The 16,564-nt window shown below is 62.5% G+C and carries 9 protein-coding genes; 4 read left to right on the top strand and 5 right to left on the bottom strand.

The window, feature by feature from the left end; genetic code table 11:
- The first annotated feature begins 1 nt into the window (after position 1).
- Together JM946_RS27590 and zapE are read left to right on the top strand one after the other, a co-directional pair.
- Positions 2 to 1,963: an acetoacetate--CoA ligase gene (locus JM946_RS27590; RefSeq protein ID WP_203170661.1), complete on the top strand. Its 1,962-nt coding sequence runs from the start codon at positions 2 to 4 to the stop codon at positions 1,961 to 1,963.
- Positions 1,964 to 2,101: 138 nt separating this feature from the next.
- A complete protein-coding gene (gene zapE / locus JM946_RS27585) occupies positions 2,102 to 3,211 on the top strand; it encodes a cell division protein ZapE (RefSeq protein ID WP_322110991.1) in 1,110 nt (369 codons plus the stop codon).
- 120 nt (positions 3,212 to 3,331) lie between these two features.
- Here the strand turns inward: zapE and JM946_RS27580 are convergent, their stop codons facing one another.
- Positions 3,332 to 4,750 (bottom strand): tetratricopeptide repeat protein, encoded by a 1,419-nt coding sequence (locus JM946_RS27580; protein WP_203170660.1) that lies wholly within the window; start codon positions 4,748 to 4,750, stop codon positions 3,332 to 3,334.
- A 173-nt stretch (positions 4,751 to 4,923) separates the two neighbouring features.
- On the opposite strand from JM946_RS27580, the gene JM946_RS27575 reads away from it, so the two are divergent.
- On the top strand, positions 4,924 to 8,799 hold the full coding sequence (locus JM946_RS27575) for a BTAD domain-containing putative transcriptional regulator (RefSeq protein WP_203170659.1): 3,876 nt from the start codon (positions 4,924 to 4,926) through the stop codon (positions 8,797 to 8,799).
- Positions 8,800 to 8,959: 160 nt separating this feature from the next.
- On the opposite strand, the gene JM946_RS27570 is transcribed toward JM946_RS27575, so the two are convergent.
- Both JM946_RS27570 and JM946_RS27565 read right to left on the bottom strand, forming a co-directional pair.
- On the bottom strand, positions 8,960 to 9,595 hold the full coding sequence (locus JM946_RS27570) for a 3-oxoacid CoA-transferase subunit B (RefSeq protein WP_203170658.1): 636 nt from the start codon (positions 9,593 to 9,595) through the stop codon (positions 8,960 to 8,962).
- Positions 9,596 to 9,642: 47 nt separating this feature from the next.
- Positions 9,643 to 10,359, bottom strand: coding sequence for a CoA transferase subunit A (locus JM946_RS27565; protein ID WP_203170657.1), 717 nt, complete (start codon positions 10,357 to 10,359; stop codon positions 9,643 to 9,645).
- Positions 10,360 to 10,789: 430 nt separating this feature from the next.
- Here JM946_RS27565 and JM946_RS27560 point away from each other — a divergent pair, with 430 nt between their 5' ends.
- The gene (locus JM946_RS27560; RefSeq protein WP_218043136.1) at positions 10,790 to 11,860 is read left to right on the top strand and encodes an acyltransferase family protein; all 1,071 of its coding nucleotides are present in this window, start codon (positions 10,790 to 10,792) and stop codon (positions 11,858 to 11,860) included.
- Here the strand turns inward: JM946_RS27560 and metH are convergent.
- Positions 11,827 to 15,546 (bottom strand): methionine synthase, encoded by a 3,720-nt coding sequence (gene metH / locus JM946_RS27555; protein WP_203170655.1) that lies wholly within the window; start codon positions 15,544 to 15,546, stop codon positions 11,827 to 11,829. The two genes, JM946_RS27560 and metH, sit on opposite strands and share 34 nt — an antisense overlap.
- Positions 15,547 to 15,606: 60 nt before the next feature.
- Positions 15,607 to 16,530 (bottom strand): methylenetetrahydrofolate reductase, encoded by a 924-nt coding sequence (metF, locus tag JM946_RS27550; protein WP_203170654.1) that lies wholly within the window; start codon positions 16,528 to 16,530, stop codon positions 15,607 to 15,609.
- Positions 16,531 to 16,564: the final 34 nt, after the last annotated feature.

Genomic DNA, 16,564 nt, shown 5'->3' with positions numbered 1-16,564 from the left:
CATGGAACCCCCCGCGCAGCCGATCTGGACCCCTTCCGAAGAGCGCGCCGCCAGGTCCGCGCTCGCTCGCTTCTCGCACTTTGTGCAGGAGCGCTACAAAGCCCCGGTGCTCGACTACCCTTCGTTGCATCGCTGGTCGGTCGAATTTCCCGAGAACTTCTGGACTGCGGTGTGGGACTTCTGCGAGGTCCGTTGCTCACAGGGCCCTGAGCAGGTCCTCGAGGACGGCACGCGCTTCCCCGATGCGAAATGGTTCGTCGGCTCGCTGCTCAACTACGCCGAGAATCTCATTCTGCGTGGCGAAGACGATGCCATTGCGATCATCTTTCGTAACGAACGCGGTGAGCGCCGGGAACTCACGCGGCGCCAGCTGCGCAGTGAGGTCGCTCGGGTCGCCGATGGATTGAAACAGGCTGGCGTGAAGGCCGATGACCGCATTGCTGGTTATCTGCCCAATATCCCTGAAACGGTGATTGCCATGCTCGCCGCCGCCAGCATCGGGGCGATATGGTCATCGTGCTCGCCCGATTTCGGCACGAGCGCCGTGGTGGATCGCTTCGGTCAGATCAAGCCGCGGGTGTTGTTCGCTGTCGATGGGTATCACTATGCGGGCAAGACGACGGATTGTTTGCCTGTCATTGAGGCGGTGTGCGAGCAGATCTCCAGCATCGAGCATGTGGTACTGGTTCCGTATCTGAATCCTGATATGGATGCTGATCAGGTGGCGTTCGAGCACGTGCGGTTCAATGAGTTCGGCACGGCGGATGCGCCCCTGTCATTCGCGCAGCTGCCCTTCGAGCAGCCGGCTTTCATACTGTACTCTTCCGGCACCACGGGCGCGCCGAAGTGCATCGTGCACAGCGCGGGCGGTTCGTTGATCCAGCAGTTGAAGGAAAACGTGCTGCATGCGGACATGGGGCCGGGCGACAGATTCTTCTATTTCACCACTTGCGGTTGGGTGATGTGGAATGTTCTGGTGAGCGGGCTGGCGACGGGCGCCACGATCGTGCTTTTCGACGGCGCGCCGCTGCAGCCGGATCCGCATGTTCTTTGGCGTTTGGCTGCGGAAGAGCGCGTCACGATCTTTGGCACGGGGCCGCGGTTTCTTGCCACATGCGAGAAACTGGCGATTCGGCCTCGGCAGATGTTCGATTTGACCGCGCTGCGTACCGTGCTATCGACCGGCGCGCCGCTCAGTCCTGCGAGCTTCAGATATGTCTACCGTGACGTGCATCCGGATGTGCAGCTGTCGTCGATCTCCGGCGGTACGGACATCATGGGTTGCTTCGGCTCCGGCTGCCCGACTCTGCCGGTGTATGAAGGCGAGATTCAGGCGCTCTCGTTGGGCATGAAAGTCGAAGTGTTCGACGACGCGGGGACCTCGATGGTCGGGCAGCAAGGCGAGCTGGTGTGCACGCAGCCGTTTCCTTCCGTGCCGGTGGGCTTCTGGGGCGATGTTCAGGAGGACCTTCTGGTGTCGACCTACTTCTCCCGCTATCCCAATGTTTGGTGGCACGGTGACCTCGCCACCCTCACCTCGCGTGGCAGCCTCATCGTTCACGGTCGCTCGGATGCTGCGTTGAACCCCAGCGGCGTTCGTATCGGCACGGCGGAGTTGTATCGTCACCTGGAGACGGTCGAGGAAGTGGTTGAGTCGGTCGCTATCGGCCAGGAATATGATGGCGATGTTCGCACCGTGCTTTTCGTTCGCTTGCGCGACGGTGTGACGCTGGATGAACCGTTGCGTGAGAAGATTCGCCGAGTGATCCGGGAGAACACCTCTCCCCGTCACGTCCCCGCCAAGATCATCCAGGCGCCAGACCTGCCTCGGACCCTGAATGGCAAGCTGGTCGAACTCGCCGTTCGCGATGTGGTTCACGGTCGCACGCCGAAGAACGTGGTCGCTTTGGCCAACCCGGAAGCGCTGGCGTTCTTTCGGGATTTGCCTGAGCTGAAGAGCTGAAGAGCTCGATGGACATATCTCGACGTTTCCGCGGAAACGTCGGGCTCGCAGGCCAATCTTTCGAGCCTCCGAGGGCGTGGAAAGGTCGCAGCGTCGGTTACTATAGGCGCCGACCTGACGAAGCAAGCCTCAAGCAACGTGCCCGACCACCCTACGCCCGCCACCACCGTCGCCGCCCTGTATGAACGCGAATGCGCCCGCCTCGGGTATCAGCGAGATCCCGTGCAGGAGCGGGTCGTAGCGCACTTGGATGATCTGAGGGAGCGGCTGCTGGCGCCCCAGCCGAAGGGCGGGCTGCTCAAGGGTCTGCTGTCGCGCAAGGACCATCAGCTGCAGAAGGGCCTCTACATCTGGGGCGGCGTGGGTCGTGGCAAGACCTGGCTGATGGATCTGTTCTTTCACACCCTGCCGTTCAAGGAACGCCAGCGCAGCCACTTCCATCGTTTCATGCAGACGGTGCACGACGAGCTGAAGAAACATCAGGACCGCGCCGACCCACTCGAGCTGATTGCCGAAAAGATCACGCGCAAAACCCGCATCATCTGTTTCGACGAATTCTTCGTCTCCGACATCGCCGACGCCATGCTCCTCGGCAATCTGTTCCGGGGCCTGTTCGAGCGCGGCGTCACGCTGGTCGCCACTTCGAACGTACCACCCGACGATCTGTACAAGGACGGTCTGCAACGGGCGCGCTTCCTGCCCGCGATCAAACTGATCAAAGAGAACACCGAGATCGTCCACGTCGACAGCAAAACCGATTACCGCCTGCGGCTGCTCGAACGCGCGACGACCTGGTTCGACTGCCGCGATCCCAAAACCGGCACCGCGCTGGTCAACTTGTTCGAATCCATGGCCGGCGAACCCGGCGCCATCGATGCGACGCTCACATTGAATCACCGCCGTCTGCATGCGAAGCGCCACGCCGGCGATGTCATTTGGTTCACGTTCAAGGAACTGTGCGATGGGCCGCGAGGCCAGGCCGACTACATCGAGATCGCCCGCTGCTATCACACCGTGTTTGTCACCGACATTCCGTCGCTCGGCATCGAATCGGAGAATCAGACCCGCCGCTTCATCACCCTGATCGACGAGTTCTACGATCGGGCGGTGAAGGTGATCGTGTCGGCCGAGCGCCCGGTGACCGAGCTGTATCACGGCGCCAAGCTCAAATTCGAGTTCGAACGCACCCAGAGCCGCTTGATCGAGATGCAGTCACAGGAATACCTGGCCCGCCCGCATCAGGCCTGAAGGGCGCCGCGCTCGAGCCGACGCAGGGGGGAACTGCCCCGACTCGAGCACGGGCCGGATCAATCGACTACATCGATCGGCGATCCATCGACTGGACCGCCCATCGAGCGAAACAGGCCCTCAACCCGACAGCGCCATCGACCGCTGCGGCATGAACTGCGCCTTCCGGCGCGTCTCCGCGCTTTCCATTGCCCTGGCCGCCGCGCCGGCATCGCCGCCGAGCTCCATCACACGGGCGGTCAGCTGCCAATTGGACGGGCTGGAGGGTTTGAGCTGAGTGCGTTCTGCGATCAGCGCCCGGGCCAGCCGGATCTGACGGGAGCGCAGCGCCGCCTCGACCAGCGTGAGATGAATCAAATCTCGCTGCGCATTGCTGCCGCCGAAACGCGCGGCGATGGTGCGAATGGGCTGCAATCGTTGCGTCACGTCCACGTAGTCGCCCTTTGCGAACGACACCAGCGCTCGAGCCAACGGCAGTCCCACCTCGCGCGTCATCATCGCGTTGGTCTCCAGGCCGTCGACCTTCCGCTCCATGGCCGCGATCGCGCGCTCCGCCAGATCGAGTCGCCGGGCGCCGACGAAAGCCATCACCGCGTGCACGTCGTTGAATGCGTAGTACGCATGCTCCACGAACGGCTCCCAGCAATTGGCCAGCGCCTGCCAGCGATCGCCCACATCGATGCCCCGTAACTCCAGACGCCACAACATTCCGGAGCCGTCGATCATTTCCAACGGGACTTGCGAGGGCGCCGGTCGAATGCGCCGGTCGAACAGATCGAGCACCTGAGACACGTTGCCCGCGTCCAGATGAAACAATGCCAGGTGCCACCAGTTGTGGAACGCCAGGCCGTTGTTTTCTGCCCAATCGCGCTCACGCGAAGTCAGGAAATCGATGCCCTCGCGGATTCGTCCCTGCATTTCCATCACATGAGTCACGGCGTGCACACCCCAGGCGTCGACCGGATTGATCTCTAACGCCCGGCGGCCGATATCCTCGGCGCGTGAGTAAAGCCCGGTCTCCTCCAGCCCGAACGCATACATGCCCAGCACATAGTTATAGCCCGGCGCGCTGGTGTCCCATTCGGGCAACACCTGCGCGACGCGATCGCGCAACATGGTGCTGGAGCCGAGAAAGAAATCGCCGACATGCGCCACCTGCAAGGCCAGCAGGTCGCGTGGATGCTCCAGCAGAATCTCGCCATAGCGCCGGATGGAACCGGCGAAATCGCCATGCAGCCAGCAACGCGCCGCCGCGGCATGAGCCCGCTCACGATCGTTAGCGCGCCGTCCCAACGATTCGACGGCTTCGATACTCTCTGTCAGCAGTGGCACCACCATCCGATCCGTTGCCATGATCATCAATCCGGCGCGCAGACAGTGCCCCATGGCGAAATCCGGTTCGGCCTCGAGCGCGCGGCCGATCGCGGCCAAAGGATCGAGCCGATAGCTCACGGACAGCTCCAGCGCCTGTTCGAACTGAGCCAGCGATGCAGCGCTCCGGGTCGAAACCGGGCAACCGCGCGAATCTCGAAGTGACATTGCTTCCTCCTCTTCCGGGCTGAACGGGTGAACCCGCCGATAGGAGGTATTTGTACGCAGCCCTCGTGAGTCGAAGGTCTCGACAGCCGTGAAAAATGCGTGAAAATGGCGGACCTCCGCTCCGGCCGAACCGACCGGGGCCGCTTTCGACAAGAAAAACCAGGACCGTCGGCGTGCATGCATTGACTTTGCAGGTTCTAGGCGCGTTTCACGTCCGTGACGCCAGCGGCAGCGAGGTTCGTATTGCCTCGCGAAAGGGCCGCGCCCTGCTGGCCTACCTGGCGCTGCGTCCGGGCGAATCTCACAGCCGCGACCGTCTCGCCACGCTGCTATGGGAGGATGCCGATGAAGAGCTGGCGCGCACCAGCTTGCGACAGGCGCTCGCGGCGCTGAGGAAATCGTTGCCTGCCGGAGCGCAAGGCGCGCTGCTGGCTGACACCGAATCGGTGGGCGTCGACGGCCAGCTGTTACGAAGCGATATCGAAGCGTTCCGACGCTCGCTGCTGGCCGGCACTCGCACCTCGCTGCAAGACGCAATCAATCATTATCGCGGCGATTTGTTGGACGGCTTCGACGCGCGCTCCACGGCATTCGATGAATGGCTGAGCAGCGAGCGCAGCACCTTGCGCAAGCAAGTGAGCGAAGCGCTTCAGCGCCTCACCGACCTGTGCATGGCAGCCGAAGACAATGACGGCGCATTGACGGCATGCACGCGCCTGGTCTCGTTGGAACCGCTGAACGAAGCGGCACATCGGCGCATCATGGAGCTGCAAGCCAAGCGTAACTCGTATGCGGAAGCATTGCGGCAGTATCGAGTGTGCCGGGATGTATTGCGTCGTGAGCTGGATGTTTCCCCCGAGACAGCCACCGAGCAGCTTTATCGCGAGCTGATGCGCAAACGTCGCGCCGCCGTGGCCGAGCCCGGCGACAGCGAATCATCGGTCGAAGAACCCGAGGAAGCGGCGACGCCGGCCGCACGCCAGGAGCTCAGGCCGAGTCTGCGCGATGCCACCATCCTCGTGGCGCGGCTGGAAGGCTTGTTGGAAACCGAAGCGCGACTCGACCCCGAAGAAGCGCACTTGCTGTCTCATGAGTTTCAACGTCGCGTGCAGAGCGCCGTCCAGGAATTCGGCGGGCTCACCGACCGCCGCGTCGGCTCCAATGTTTTAGCGGTATTCGGCATCCCCCATTCGTATGGCAACGAGGCCGAACGCTGCGCGCGTGCTGCGCTGATGTTACGTGACATGGTGACAGCCAAGCCGTGGCCGGTGGTCGCCCCGCTTGCCTTGCGCATCGGAATCGCCCAAGGGCAGGTGCTGTGCGGCAGCGAAGTGTTTCCATTGAGCGGACGACCCACCCACGAAGCTCACATCCTCGCAGCTCAAGCACAGGATGGCGAAGTTTTGATCTCTGAAGAGATTCGCCAATCGCTTGGCGAGCGCGTCACGACGCAACGCGTGGGCGCCGCCCTGCAGGCACTTTCCGAACCGGTGAATGCCTGGTCGCTGAATGCGATGGGCGTCGAAAGTGGCGTCACATCTCAGCCGTTCGTGGGCCGACGGCCCGAGCTTGCAATGATTCTTGCATCGCTGGACCGATGCACTTCGAGTCGGCACGGGCGAGCCATCGTGGTGCGTGGTGAAGCGGGCATCGGCAAGACGCGACTCGTGGATGCGGTACGAAGCGCCGCTGTCGAACGTGGGGTGGGCGTGCATTCGGCGCAAATATTCGACTTCGGCCAGTCGCCTGGCCGGCGACCGATCACGATGCTTGCGCTGAGTCTGCTCGGCATACGCGCCGACGCGTCAGCAGCCGAGCGCAAGGCGGCCGTGCACCGAATGGCCGCGACGCGCGGCGGCAGCATCGACCAGATCATTTTCCTGAGCGACTTGATCAATGCCCCGCTCGATTCCGAGCTCGCGGCGCTCGAGAAAGCCATGGAAGTCGCCACGCGCCAGCGCGGTCGCACTTTGGCCTTGGCACAGATCATCGAAGCAGCAGCGCAGCGCTCGCCGCAGATGCTGGTGGTCGAGGACGTGCATTGGGCCGACACCGACGAGCTCGCTCGTCTCGGAGAGATCGCGGCCGTGGTGGCGAACTGTCAGATCCTGTTCATCATGACGACGCGCCCCGAGGGCGATCCGATCAGCGCCAGTTGGCGCGCGCGGGCTCGCGGCTGCCCGGTCACGACCGTCGATCTGGCGCCGCTTGCTGAAGATGAAGCTCAGGAGCTGGCGGCTCATTATCCGGAGCTGTCGAGCACGACGATTCAGGAATGTATCGTGCGCGCCGAGGGCTATCCGTTGTTTCTCGATCAGCTGCTGCGCTCGGCCAGCGGCGGGCAACATACATTGCCTGGATCGGTGCGCTCGTTGGTGCTGTCGCGGGCGGACAGCTTGTCCGCGCAGGACCATCTCGCGCTCGAAGCCGCCGCCGTGCTTGGCCAGCGAACCGAACTGGACATCGTGCGTAAGATGATCGAAGACGAAGGTTACGAGCCGGAGAAACTGGTCGCGACCACCCTCGTCCGCAGCGACGGCATCGAGCTGGAGTTCGCGCACGCATTGTTCAGGGATGCGATCTATGAGTCGACGCTGAAGTCGCAGCGACGCGCTCTGCATCGTGTCGCTGCCGAGTGGTTTGCAACCAGGGACCTCTCGCTGCATGCCGAGCATCTCGCCGCGGCCGATGATGAAGGCGCGGCCGCTGCGTATATCCAGGCTGCCGAGGCTGAGCGCAGTTCGCTTCGTTATGAAAATGCTCTGAATCTAGCGAACAAGGCCAGCGCTGTCGCACGCGAGCCTTTGATGCTGCACAAGACGAGCTTGTTGCTAGGTGAGCTGTTGCTGCATCTCGGGCGAACGCACGACGCACTGGCTGCCTATCGCGAAGCCTTGGATTTCGCGATCGACCAGAACGGCCATGGAGCCGCCTGGTTTGGCATCGCTTCCGCTTTGCGTGTGATGGACCGGTACGAAGAAGCGCTGGATGCATTGGAGCGAGCGCAAAGTGCGCTTGGCGAAGCAGCAGACGCGCAAACGCGCGCTCGCATGAGCACGTTACACGGCAATCTCTGTTTCCCACTCGGTCGCTTCGATGCATGTCTGCAAGCGCATCAGACTGCATTCGAATACGCACAACAGGCGAACACGCCTTTGGAACTGGCGCGAGCTCTTGGCGGACTCGGCGACGCGCATTATCAGCGCGGCAACATGCTCACCGCCCGGAAACATTTCCTGCAGTGTGTGAACCAAGGTCGGCAGCATGGTTTGATCGGCGTGCTGCTGGCGAATCTCCCTATGCTTGGCATCACGCAGGTCTACTGCGGCGACGCGGCCGCGGGCCGCGCAAGCCTGCAGGAAGCGCTGGAGATTGCTCGGCGGGTTGGCGATTTGCGCAGCGAGTTGATCTCGGTGCTGTGTCTCACGTCGGGGTTGATACTGCAGGCCAAGTACGAAGAGCGTTGCACGCTGGCGAAACAAGCGCTGCAACTTGCCAAGCAACTGGGCGCGCGCCGTTTCGTTGCGGAGTGTCTTGGGATCGTGGCGAGCTGTCTGTTGAGCCCGGAGAGCCGCAGCGAAGGTCTGCGGCTGGTCGAGGAAGGCTTGCAGCTCAGCCGTGAGATGGGAATGTCGTACTGTGGCGCTTCCCTACTCGGAATATTGGCTCGCCTGACGCCGGATCCGGCGCTGCGCGCCGCCGCCTTGTCGGAAGGTGAAGCGCTGCTGGCAGCAGGATGCGTGAGCCATAGCTATTTCGAGTTCTATCATCACGCAATCGAAGTGAGCATCGAACAGAGCGCCTGGCCGGCCGCTCGCCGCTACGCAAACGACCTCGCTGCTTACACGGCCGGCGAGCCGCTGCCGCCCACGGATTTGCAAGTCGACCGGGCTCGCGTGCTCGCCGACGTAGGTGAGAATGTCATCACCGCGGAGACTCGCCCGCAGTTGGAGTCGCTGAAGCAACGCTGCTATCGAATGGATGCCGTTGCCCTGATTCCGGCGATCGACGCCGCCTTGTCGTTGTTGGAACGTGCCCCCACCGCGTGATGTCACAGCGTGTTTTTTTCCCCAGAGGTGAGCTCCGCTAAAAGCGGCGCGTTGTTACGAGATCGGCCCCTCTGGAGAACGTAAACTTCAATTCCCCCTCCCGTGCACGGGCGTGCACGGGCGTGGGTCAGGGGTGGGTTCTTCCGGCCTCGTAGCAAGCCTAACGCTGATACTCCGCTGAAGTCTTGGCCTTCACTTCCTCCGCCGTCACTCCCGGCGCAAGCTCAATCAACTTGAAGGGCGACTTGCGGTCCGGGCGGGCAAACACCGCCAGGTCGGTGACCAGCATGTCCACCACATTCGCCCCCGTCAGCGGCAGATCGCACTTCGGCTTGAACTTGGGCGAGCCGTCCTTCGAGGTGTGCTCCATCACCACCACCACGCGCTTGACGCCTGCGACCAGGTCCATGGCGCCGCCCATACCCTTGACCATCTTGCCCGGCACCATCCAATTGGCCAGATCGCCGTCGGAGGAAACTTCCATGCCGCCCAGGATGGACAGGTCGATGTGCCCGCCGCGGATCATTCCGAAGCTGTCGGCGGAGGAGAAATACGAAGAGATGGGCAGCTCGGTGATGGTCTGCTTGCCGGCGTTGATCAGATCGGGATCCTCTTCGCCTTCATAGGGAAACGGTCCCATGCCAAGCATGCCGTTCTCCGACTGCAGCACCACTTTCATTCCTTCGGGAATGTAGTTGGCCACCAACGTCGGAATGCCGATGCCGAGATTCACATAGAAACCGTCGTTGAGTTCACGCGCCGCGCGGGCGGCCATTTGATCGCGAGTCCAGGGCATGGTGATACCTGATAGAGAGTGACTGGTGATTGACGACTACTGATGCATCAAGCCGCGGAGCGCTTGCGAACCGTGCGCTGTTCGATGCGCTTGACGTAGTCGGTGCCCTTGACGATGCGCTGGACGAAAATGCCCGGCGTATGAATCTGGTCCGGGTCGAGCGTGCCCGCCTCGACCAGTTCCTCCACCTCGGCGATGGTCACGCGTCCGGCGGTCGCCATCATCGGATTGAAATTGCGAGCGGTCTTGCGATAGATGAGATTGCCTTCGGTGTCGCCCTTCCATGCCTTGACGATGGACACGTCGGCGGTCAGGCCAGTCTCCAGGATGTAGGTGTCGCCGTGGACGACGCGCGACTCCTTGCCTTCGGCGACCAGCGTGCCCGCGCCGGTGCGGGTGTAGAAGCCGAAGATGCCGGCGCCGCCGGCGCGAATCCGTTCGGCGAGCGTGCCCTGCGGGTTGAATTCCAGCTCGAGCTCGCCGGCGAGGAATTGCCGCTCGAATTCTTTGTTCTCACCCACGTAGGAGGAAATCATCTTCTTGATCTGCCGGGTCTTGAGCAGCATGCCCAGCCCGAAATCGTCGACACCGGCGTTGTTGGAGACCACCGTCAAGCCTTTCACTCCGGAGTCGCGCAGGGCCAGGATCAGATTCTCCGGGATGCCGCACAGGCCGAAGCCACCGGACATGATGGTGATCCCATCGCGTACCACCCCCTCGAGAGCCGCTTGGGCGCTCGGATACACCTTCGATGCATTTGTCATAGAATTGCTCGGATATCGCCTGTGAATCGGCCCATTTCTCGCGACGGGCCGGCGTCATGTGACCCGTCGGTATTGTACCTGCGTCGATGACGCACAGCACCGGGCCCTCTCTGCGGGGACCACATAAGTGCATCACCGCCCGGCCCGGGCCGTGTCGGGCTTCGCACCTCGGCGGCGGCGCCTGCGCGCCAGCGGCGGCCATCAGACTGCTCGATGTGTCAATACGCGTTTGAAAAAGCTATAGGTTGGTTACCGCAGACACATTGCGCGAATCTCGACTTCGCCATACAACGCACACCACGACACAGAACCGAACCGGCAAGGGTAGATTCCGCGCCGTTTGTCGTTGCGGGTGGCTCATTTGTTCTTTCAGAGCTTAGCGAACAAGTTCGAACTGGCTCGCGGCGGCAGCAAAAATAACGTTCGCCCGATGGAGGGTCTGCGCGGCTTCGCCGTGCTCCTGGTGTTCTTCGTGCATTACGCCGATCTGGTGCGCCCCTGGATCGCCGAAGACGGCCCACTGATCGCTCTGTGCCACGCACTCGCGGTAATCGGCCAAAGTGGCGTCGATCTATTCTTCGTGCTCAGCGGCTACTTGATCTACGGCTCGCTGTTGTCGAGACATCAGGCGTTCCTGCCATTCATGCTGCGCCGGGTGGAGCGTCTGTATCCAGCGTTTTCCGCAGTGTTCGTGGTGTACATCGCACTCTCCTTCGCCTTCCCGGCGGAAAGCAAGATTCCGGAACAGCCGGCCGCGGGCGCGCTGTATCTATTACAAAACTTTCTGTTGTTGCCAGGATTGGTACCGATTCAGCCCATGATCACGGTGGCGTGGTCGTTGAGCTACGAGTTGTTTTATTACCTGCTGATCCCGGTGCTGATCGCGGTTTTCAAGCTGCGCACTCGCAGCTCCGCCTGGCGCACCTCGTTTTTTCTCATCCTGGCGGCGCTCTGCGCCATCGGCATTCAGAACGGCCGAATCCATCTGCTGATGTTCGTCGCCGGCATCGTGCTGTTCGAGGCGCTCGAGCATAGCCGGCTGCGCCTCTCCAGCACCGCTGGCCTCGTGGCACTGATCTTGGGACTGATGAGCATGTTATTGCCGATACCCGAGCCCATGGGCACTACGGTCAAGGTCGGCATACTTTGCGTGGCGTTTTTTGTGCTGTGCCTGGCGTGTTTTCGTGCGCCTCGAGACTGGCTGCCAGCGGCATTCGGATGGACGCCGCTGCGCTGGCTGGGAAACATGAGCTACTCGTACTATTTACTGCACGGGCTCGCGCTCAAAGGCGGCTTCCTGCTGCTGTCGAAACTCGCGCCGCCGAAGGGCGATCAACCGGCGCTATTCTGGGCGCTGCTGCCGGTCATGTTCGCGCTCACCCTGGTCGCGTCGTCGCTGCTGTTCCTGCTGATCGAGCGACCGTTCTCGCTGGCGCCGCGCCGTGAGCGCGGCGCCCCGAGATTGCTTCAGGCCGCGTCCGCGTCCGAATCCGGGTCGTAGCCCAGATTCGGCGACAGCCAGCGCTGCGCCTCCTCCAGCGACATCTTCTTGCGCGCGGCGTAGTTCTGCACCTGATCGAAGTCGATCTTGCCGACCGCGAAGTAGCGCGAGCCGGGGTGCGAGAAGTACCAGCCGCTGACCGCCGCCGTCGGATACATCGCGAACGACTCCGTGATCTTGATGCCGGCATTCGCCTCCGGATCGAGCAGACGCCACAGCGTCGCCTTCTCGGTGTGATCCGGGCATGCGGGATAACCGGGCGCCGGACGAATGCCGCGATACTCTTCCTTGATCAGCTGTTCGTTGGTGAAGCGCTCCTCGGGCGCATAGCCCCAGAACTCACGACGCACGCGCTCGTGCATGCGTTCGGCGAACGCTTCGGCGAAGCGATCGGCCAGCGCCTTGAGCATGATGCTCGAGTAGTCGTCGTGAGCCTTCTCGAAGCGCTCCAGGTGCGGCTCGATGCCCAAGCCTCCAGTGACGGCGAAGGCGCCGATGTAGTCGCGACGGCCGGACGACTTCGGCGCGATGAAATCCGCCAGCGCATCGTGAGACTGACCGGCCGGCTTACCCTTCTGCTGACGCAGGAAGTGCAGCCGCGCCAGCACACGAGTGCGCGATTCGTCCGCGTAAACCTCGACATCGTCATCGTCGACGCTGTTGGCTGGGAACAAGCCGACCACGCCCCGTGCGGTCAGCCAGCGCTCGCGCACGATCTGTTTCAGCATGCGACGGGCGTCAGCATACAAATTGCTGACCTGCTCGCCGACCACCGGATCGGTGAGAACCTCCGGGAAAGTGCCGCGGAATTCCCAGGCATTGAAGAACGGCATCCAATCGATGTAGCGCGTCAGGTCCTCCAGCGAGTAATCGTCGAAGGTGCGAATGCCCAGGAACTTGGGCACCGGCGGCTCATACGAGTCCCAACCGCCGTTGAACTTGTTGGCGCGCGCCTGGGCAATGGTCAGCTGCGGCCCCTTGGTCTTCTTTCCGGCATGCTGCTGGCGTCGGGTGGCGTGGTCGGCCTTGGTCTTCTCCACGAACTCACGACGCAGGGCCGCCGTGACCAACTGCTGGCAGACACCGACCGAGCGCGAAGCGTCCTTCACATACACGACCGGACCTTCGTACTGCGGATCGATCTTCACCGACGTGTGCGCCGGCGACGTGGTCGCGCCACCGATCAACAGCGGCTGCTTGAAGCCCTGACGCTGCATCTCGCGTGCGACATGCACCATCTCGTCCAGCGACGGCGTGATCAAACCTGAAAGACCGATCATGTCGGCGTTCTCGCGCCGCGCGGTCTCGAGGATGCGCTCCGCGGGCACCATCACGCCGAGGTCGATGACCTCGAAGTTATTGCACTGGAGCACCACGCCAACGATGTTCTTGCCGATGTCGTGCACGTCGCCCTTGACTGTGGCAAGGATGATCTTGCCGTTGGACCTGGAGACGGTGCCCGACCTGGCCTTTTCTTCCTCGATGAACGGAATCAGGTGCGCCACCGCTTTTTTCATGACGCGAGCCGACTTGACGACCTGCGGCAGGAACATCTTGCCGCTGCCGAACAGATCGCCGACCACGTTCATGCCATCCATGAGCGGGCCTTCGATCACATGCAGCGGCCGCTCGGCCTTCTGCCGCGCCTCCTCGGTGTCGACGGTGATGAACTCGTCGATGCCCTTCACCAAGGCGTGTTCCAGCCGCTTCTCGACCGGCAGGCTGCGCCACGCGAGGTCCTCGGCTTTCTTGGCGCCGGCCTCGCCCTTGAAGCGTCCGGCGATCTCCAGCAGGCGTTCGGTCGCATCCGGCCGGCGATTCAGGATCACGTCCTCGACGCGCTCGCGCAGCTCGGGATTGATGTCCTCGTAGATGGCCAGCTGGCCGGCATTGACGATGCCCATGGTCATGCCGTTCTTGATGGCGTGATACAGGAACACCGAGTGCATGGCCTCGCGCACCGGGTCGTTGCCGCGGAACGAGAAAGAAACATTGCTCACGCCGCCGCTGACGTGCGCATGCGGGCAGGTCCTGCGGATCTCGGCGGTAGCCTCGATGAAATCCACCGAGTAGTTGTTGTGCTCTTCGATGCCGGTCGCCACGGCGAAAATGTTCGGATCGAAGATGATGTCCTCGGGCGGAAACCCGACCTGCTCGGTGAGAATGCGATAGGAGCGCTGGCAGATTTCGACCTTGCGCTTGACCGTGTCGGCCTGGCCGGTCTCGTCGAAGGCCATCACCACCACGGCCGCGCCGTACGCACGCACCTTCCTGGCATGCTCGATGAACGACGCCTCGCCTTCCTTCAAGCTGATGGAGTTGACGATACCCTTGCCTTGGATGCGCTTCAGGCCCGCCTCGATCACCGACCACTTGGATGAGTCGATCATGATGGGCACGCGCGAGATGTCGGGTTCGGATGCGATCAGGTTCAGCAAGCGCACCATGGCCGCTTCCGAATCGAGCATGCCCTCGTCCATGTTGATATCGATCACCTGCGCGCCGCTGGCCACCTGCTGGCGAGCGATGTCGAGCGCGGCGTTGTAGTCGTCCGCTTCGATGAGCTTGCGGAACTTGGCCGAACCGGTGACGTTGGTGCGCTCGCCGACGTTCACGAACAAGCTGTCCGCACCGATGTTCAAAGGCTCGAGACCCGACAGGCGGCAGCGCTTCTCCAGCACCGGCGGCTGGCGCGGCTTGATGCCTTCGATGGCTTCGCGGATGTGACGAATGTGATCCGGCGTGGTGCCACAGCACCCGCCGACGATGTTCACGAAACCGCTGGTAGCGAAGTCCTTGACGAGCTCGGCCGTCTGGCACGCAGCTTCGTCATATTCGCCGAACGCGTTGGGCAAGCCGGCGTTCGGATAGGCGCTGACATATACATCGGCGATGCGCGACATCTCTTCGATGTACGGGCGCAGCTGCTTCGCGCCGAGCGCGCAATTCAAGCCGACCGCAAGCGGCCGCGCGTGGCGCACGGAATTCCAGAAAGCTTCCGTCGTCTGGCCCGAGAGCGTGCGGCCCGAGGCGTCGGTGATGGTGCCGGAAACGATGATCGGTAAATCGACGCCTGCTTCGTCCAGCGCCTGCCGCACGGCGAAGATGGCCGCCTTCGCATTCAGCGTGTCGAAGATGGTTTCGATCAACAGCAGATCGACACCCCCTTCGATCAGCGCTCGCGCACCGATCAGATAGGTCTCCGATAGCTGATCGAAATCGATGTTACGAAACGCCGGATCGTTGACGTTGGGCGACAGCGACGCCGTGCGATTGGTCGGCCCCAACGCGCCGGCGACGAACTTCACCTCGCCGGTCTTCGCATGGAACTCATCGGCGGCGGCGCGCGCCACCCTGGCGCCGGCAAGATTGATCTCGCGCACCAGATGTTCCATCTGGTAGTCGGCCTGCGACGAATAGTTCGCCGTGAACGTGTTGGTCTCGACGATGTCGGCGCCGGCCTCCAGGTACTTGGTGTGGATGGCCTGGATCACCTCGGGCCGCGTCAGCACCAGGATATCGCTGTTGCCCTTCAGATCGCACGGCCAGTCCTTGAACCGTTCGCCGCGATAATCCGCTTCCGTGAGCTTGTAGCCCTGGATCATGGTGCCCATGCCGCCGTCGAGCAGCACGATGCGCTCGGTCAACAGGCGATGGAGAGCGGCAACTCGTTCAGTGCGATTCATGTCGTTCACTCGTTTTTGAGACGGCACGTAAAGATCGTGATCAGCCCGCGGCGACCCGGGTCAGCCTGCGGCGGCGGCCTGGGCCAGCACCGGCCGCACGCCCAGGGCGTGACAGATGGCATAGCTCAGCTCGGCGCGATTCAGCGTGTAGAAGTGGAACTCCTCGACGCCGTGCTTCTGCAGTTCCTGCACCTGTTCGATGGCGACGGCCGCCGCGATCAGGCGGCGCGTGTCGGCATCGTCGTCCAGGCCGTCGAAGCGATGTTCGAGCCAGTCGGGCACGCTTGCGCCACAGCGCTGCGCCATGCGCAGCATCTGAGGGAAACGCGTGATCGGCAAAATGCCGGGCACGATGCTGGCTTTGATGCCGGCGGCGGCGCAGCGATCCCGAAATTTCAGGAACAAGCTGGTGTCGAAAAAGAACTGAGTGATGGCGCGGTCCGCGCCGGCGTCGATCTTCGCTTTGAGATTCGTCAGCTCGAAATCGGGACTCGGCGATTCCGGATGCGGCTCGGGATACGTGGCCACCGAGATATCGAAATCGGCCACCGACCTCAACCCCTTCACCAGATCGACCGCATAGGCGAATCCTGCGGGGTGCGGCACGTATTTGGTCGTGCCCTGCGGCGGATCGCCGCGCAGAGCGACGATGTGACGAATGCCGTTGGCCCAGTAGTCACGCGCGATATCCAATATCTCTTCGCGGGGCGCGCCAACACAGGTCAGATGAGGCGCCGCGGTCAGCCCGGTGTTCTTCTGCACCTTCGTCACGATGTTGTGAGTACGCGTGCGTGTCGAGCCATCGGCGCCGTAAGTCACAGAAACGAAGCGCGGCTGCAACGGCGCAAGGCGCTCCACCGATTCCCACAGTGTCTGCTCCATCGCCTCGTCTTTGGGCGGGAAAAACTCGAACGACACCGTGGGTCGGTTGCGCAGCTTGGCCAGGCCGTTGCCAATCTGGTCCTTGAGTTTTTCTACTGACATAAATGTCTCGAAGTGACTGGTGACTGGTGACTAA

The sequence above is a fragment of the Steroidobacter gossypii genome (assembly GCF_016801985.1).
Classification (GTDB): domain Bacteria; phylum Pseudomonadota; class Gammaproteobacteria; order Steroidobacterales; family Steroidobacteraceae; genus Steroidobacter; species Steroidobacter gossypii.
Note: the sequence above shows the minus strand (reverse complement) of the source record. Positions and strands in the feature narration are given on the sequence as shown.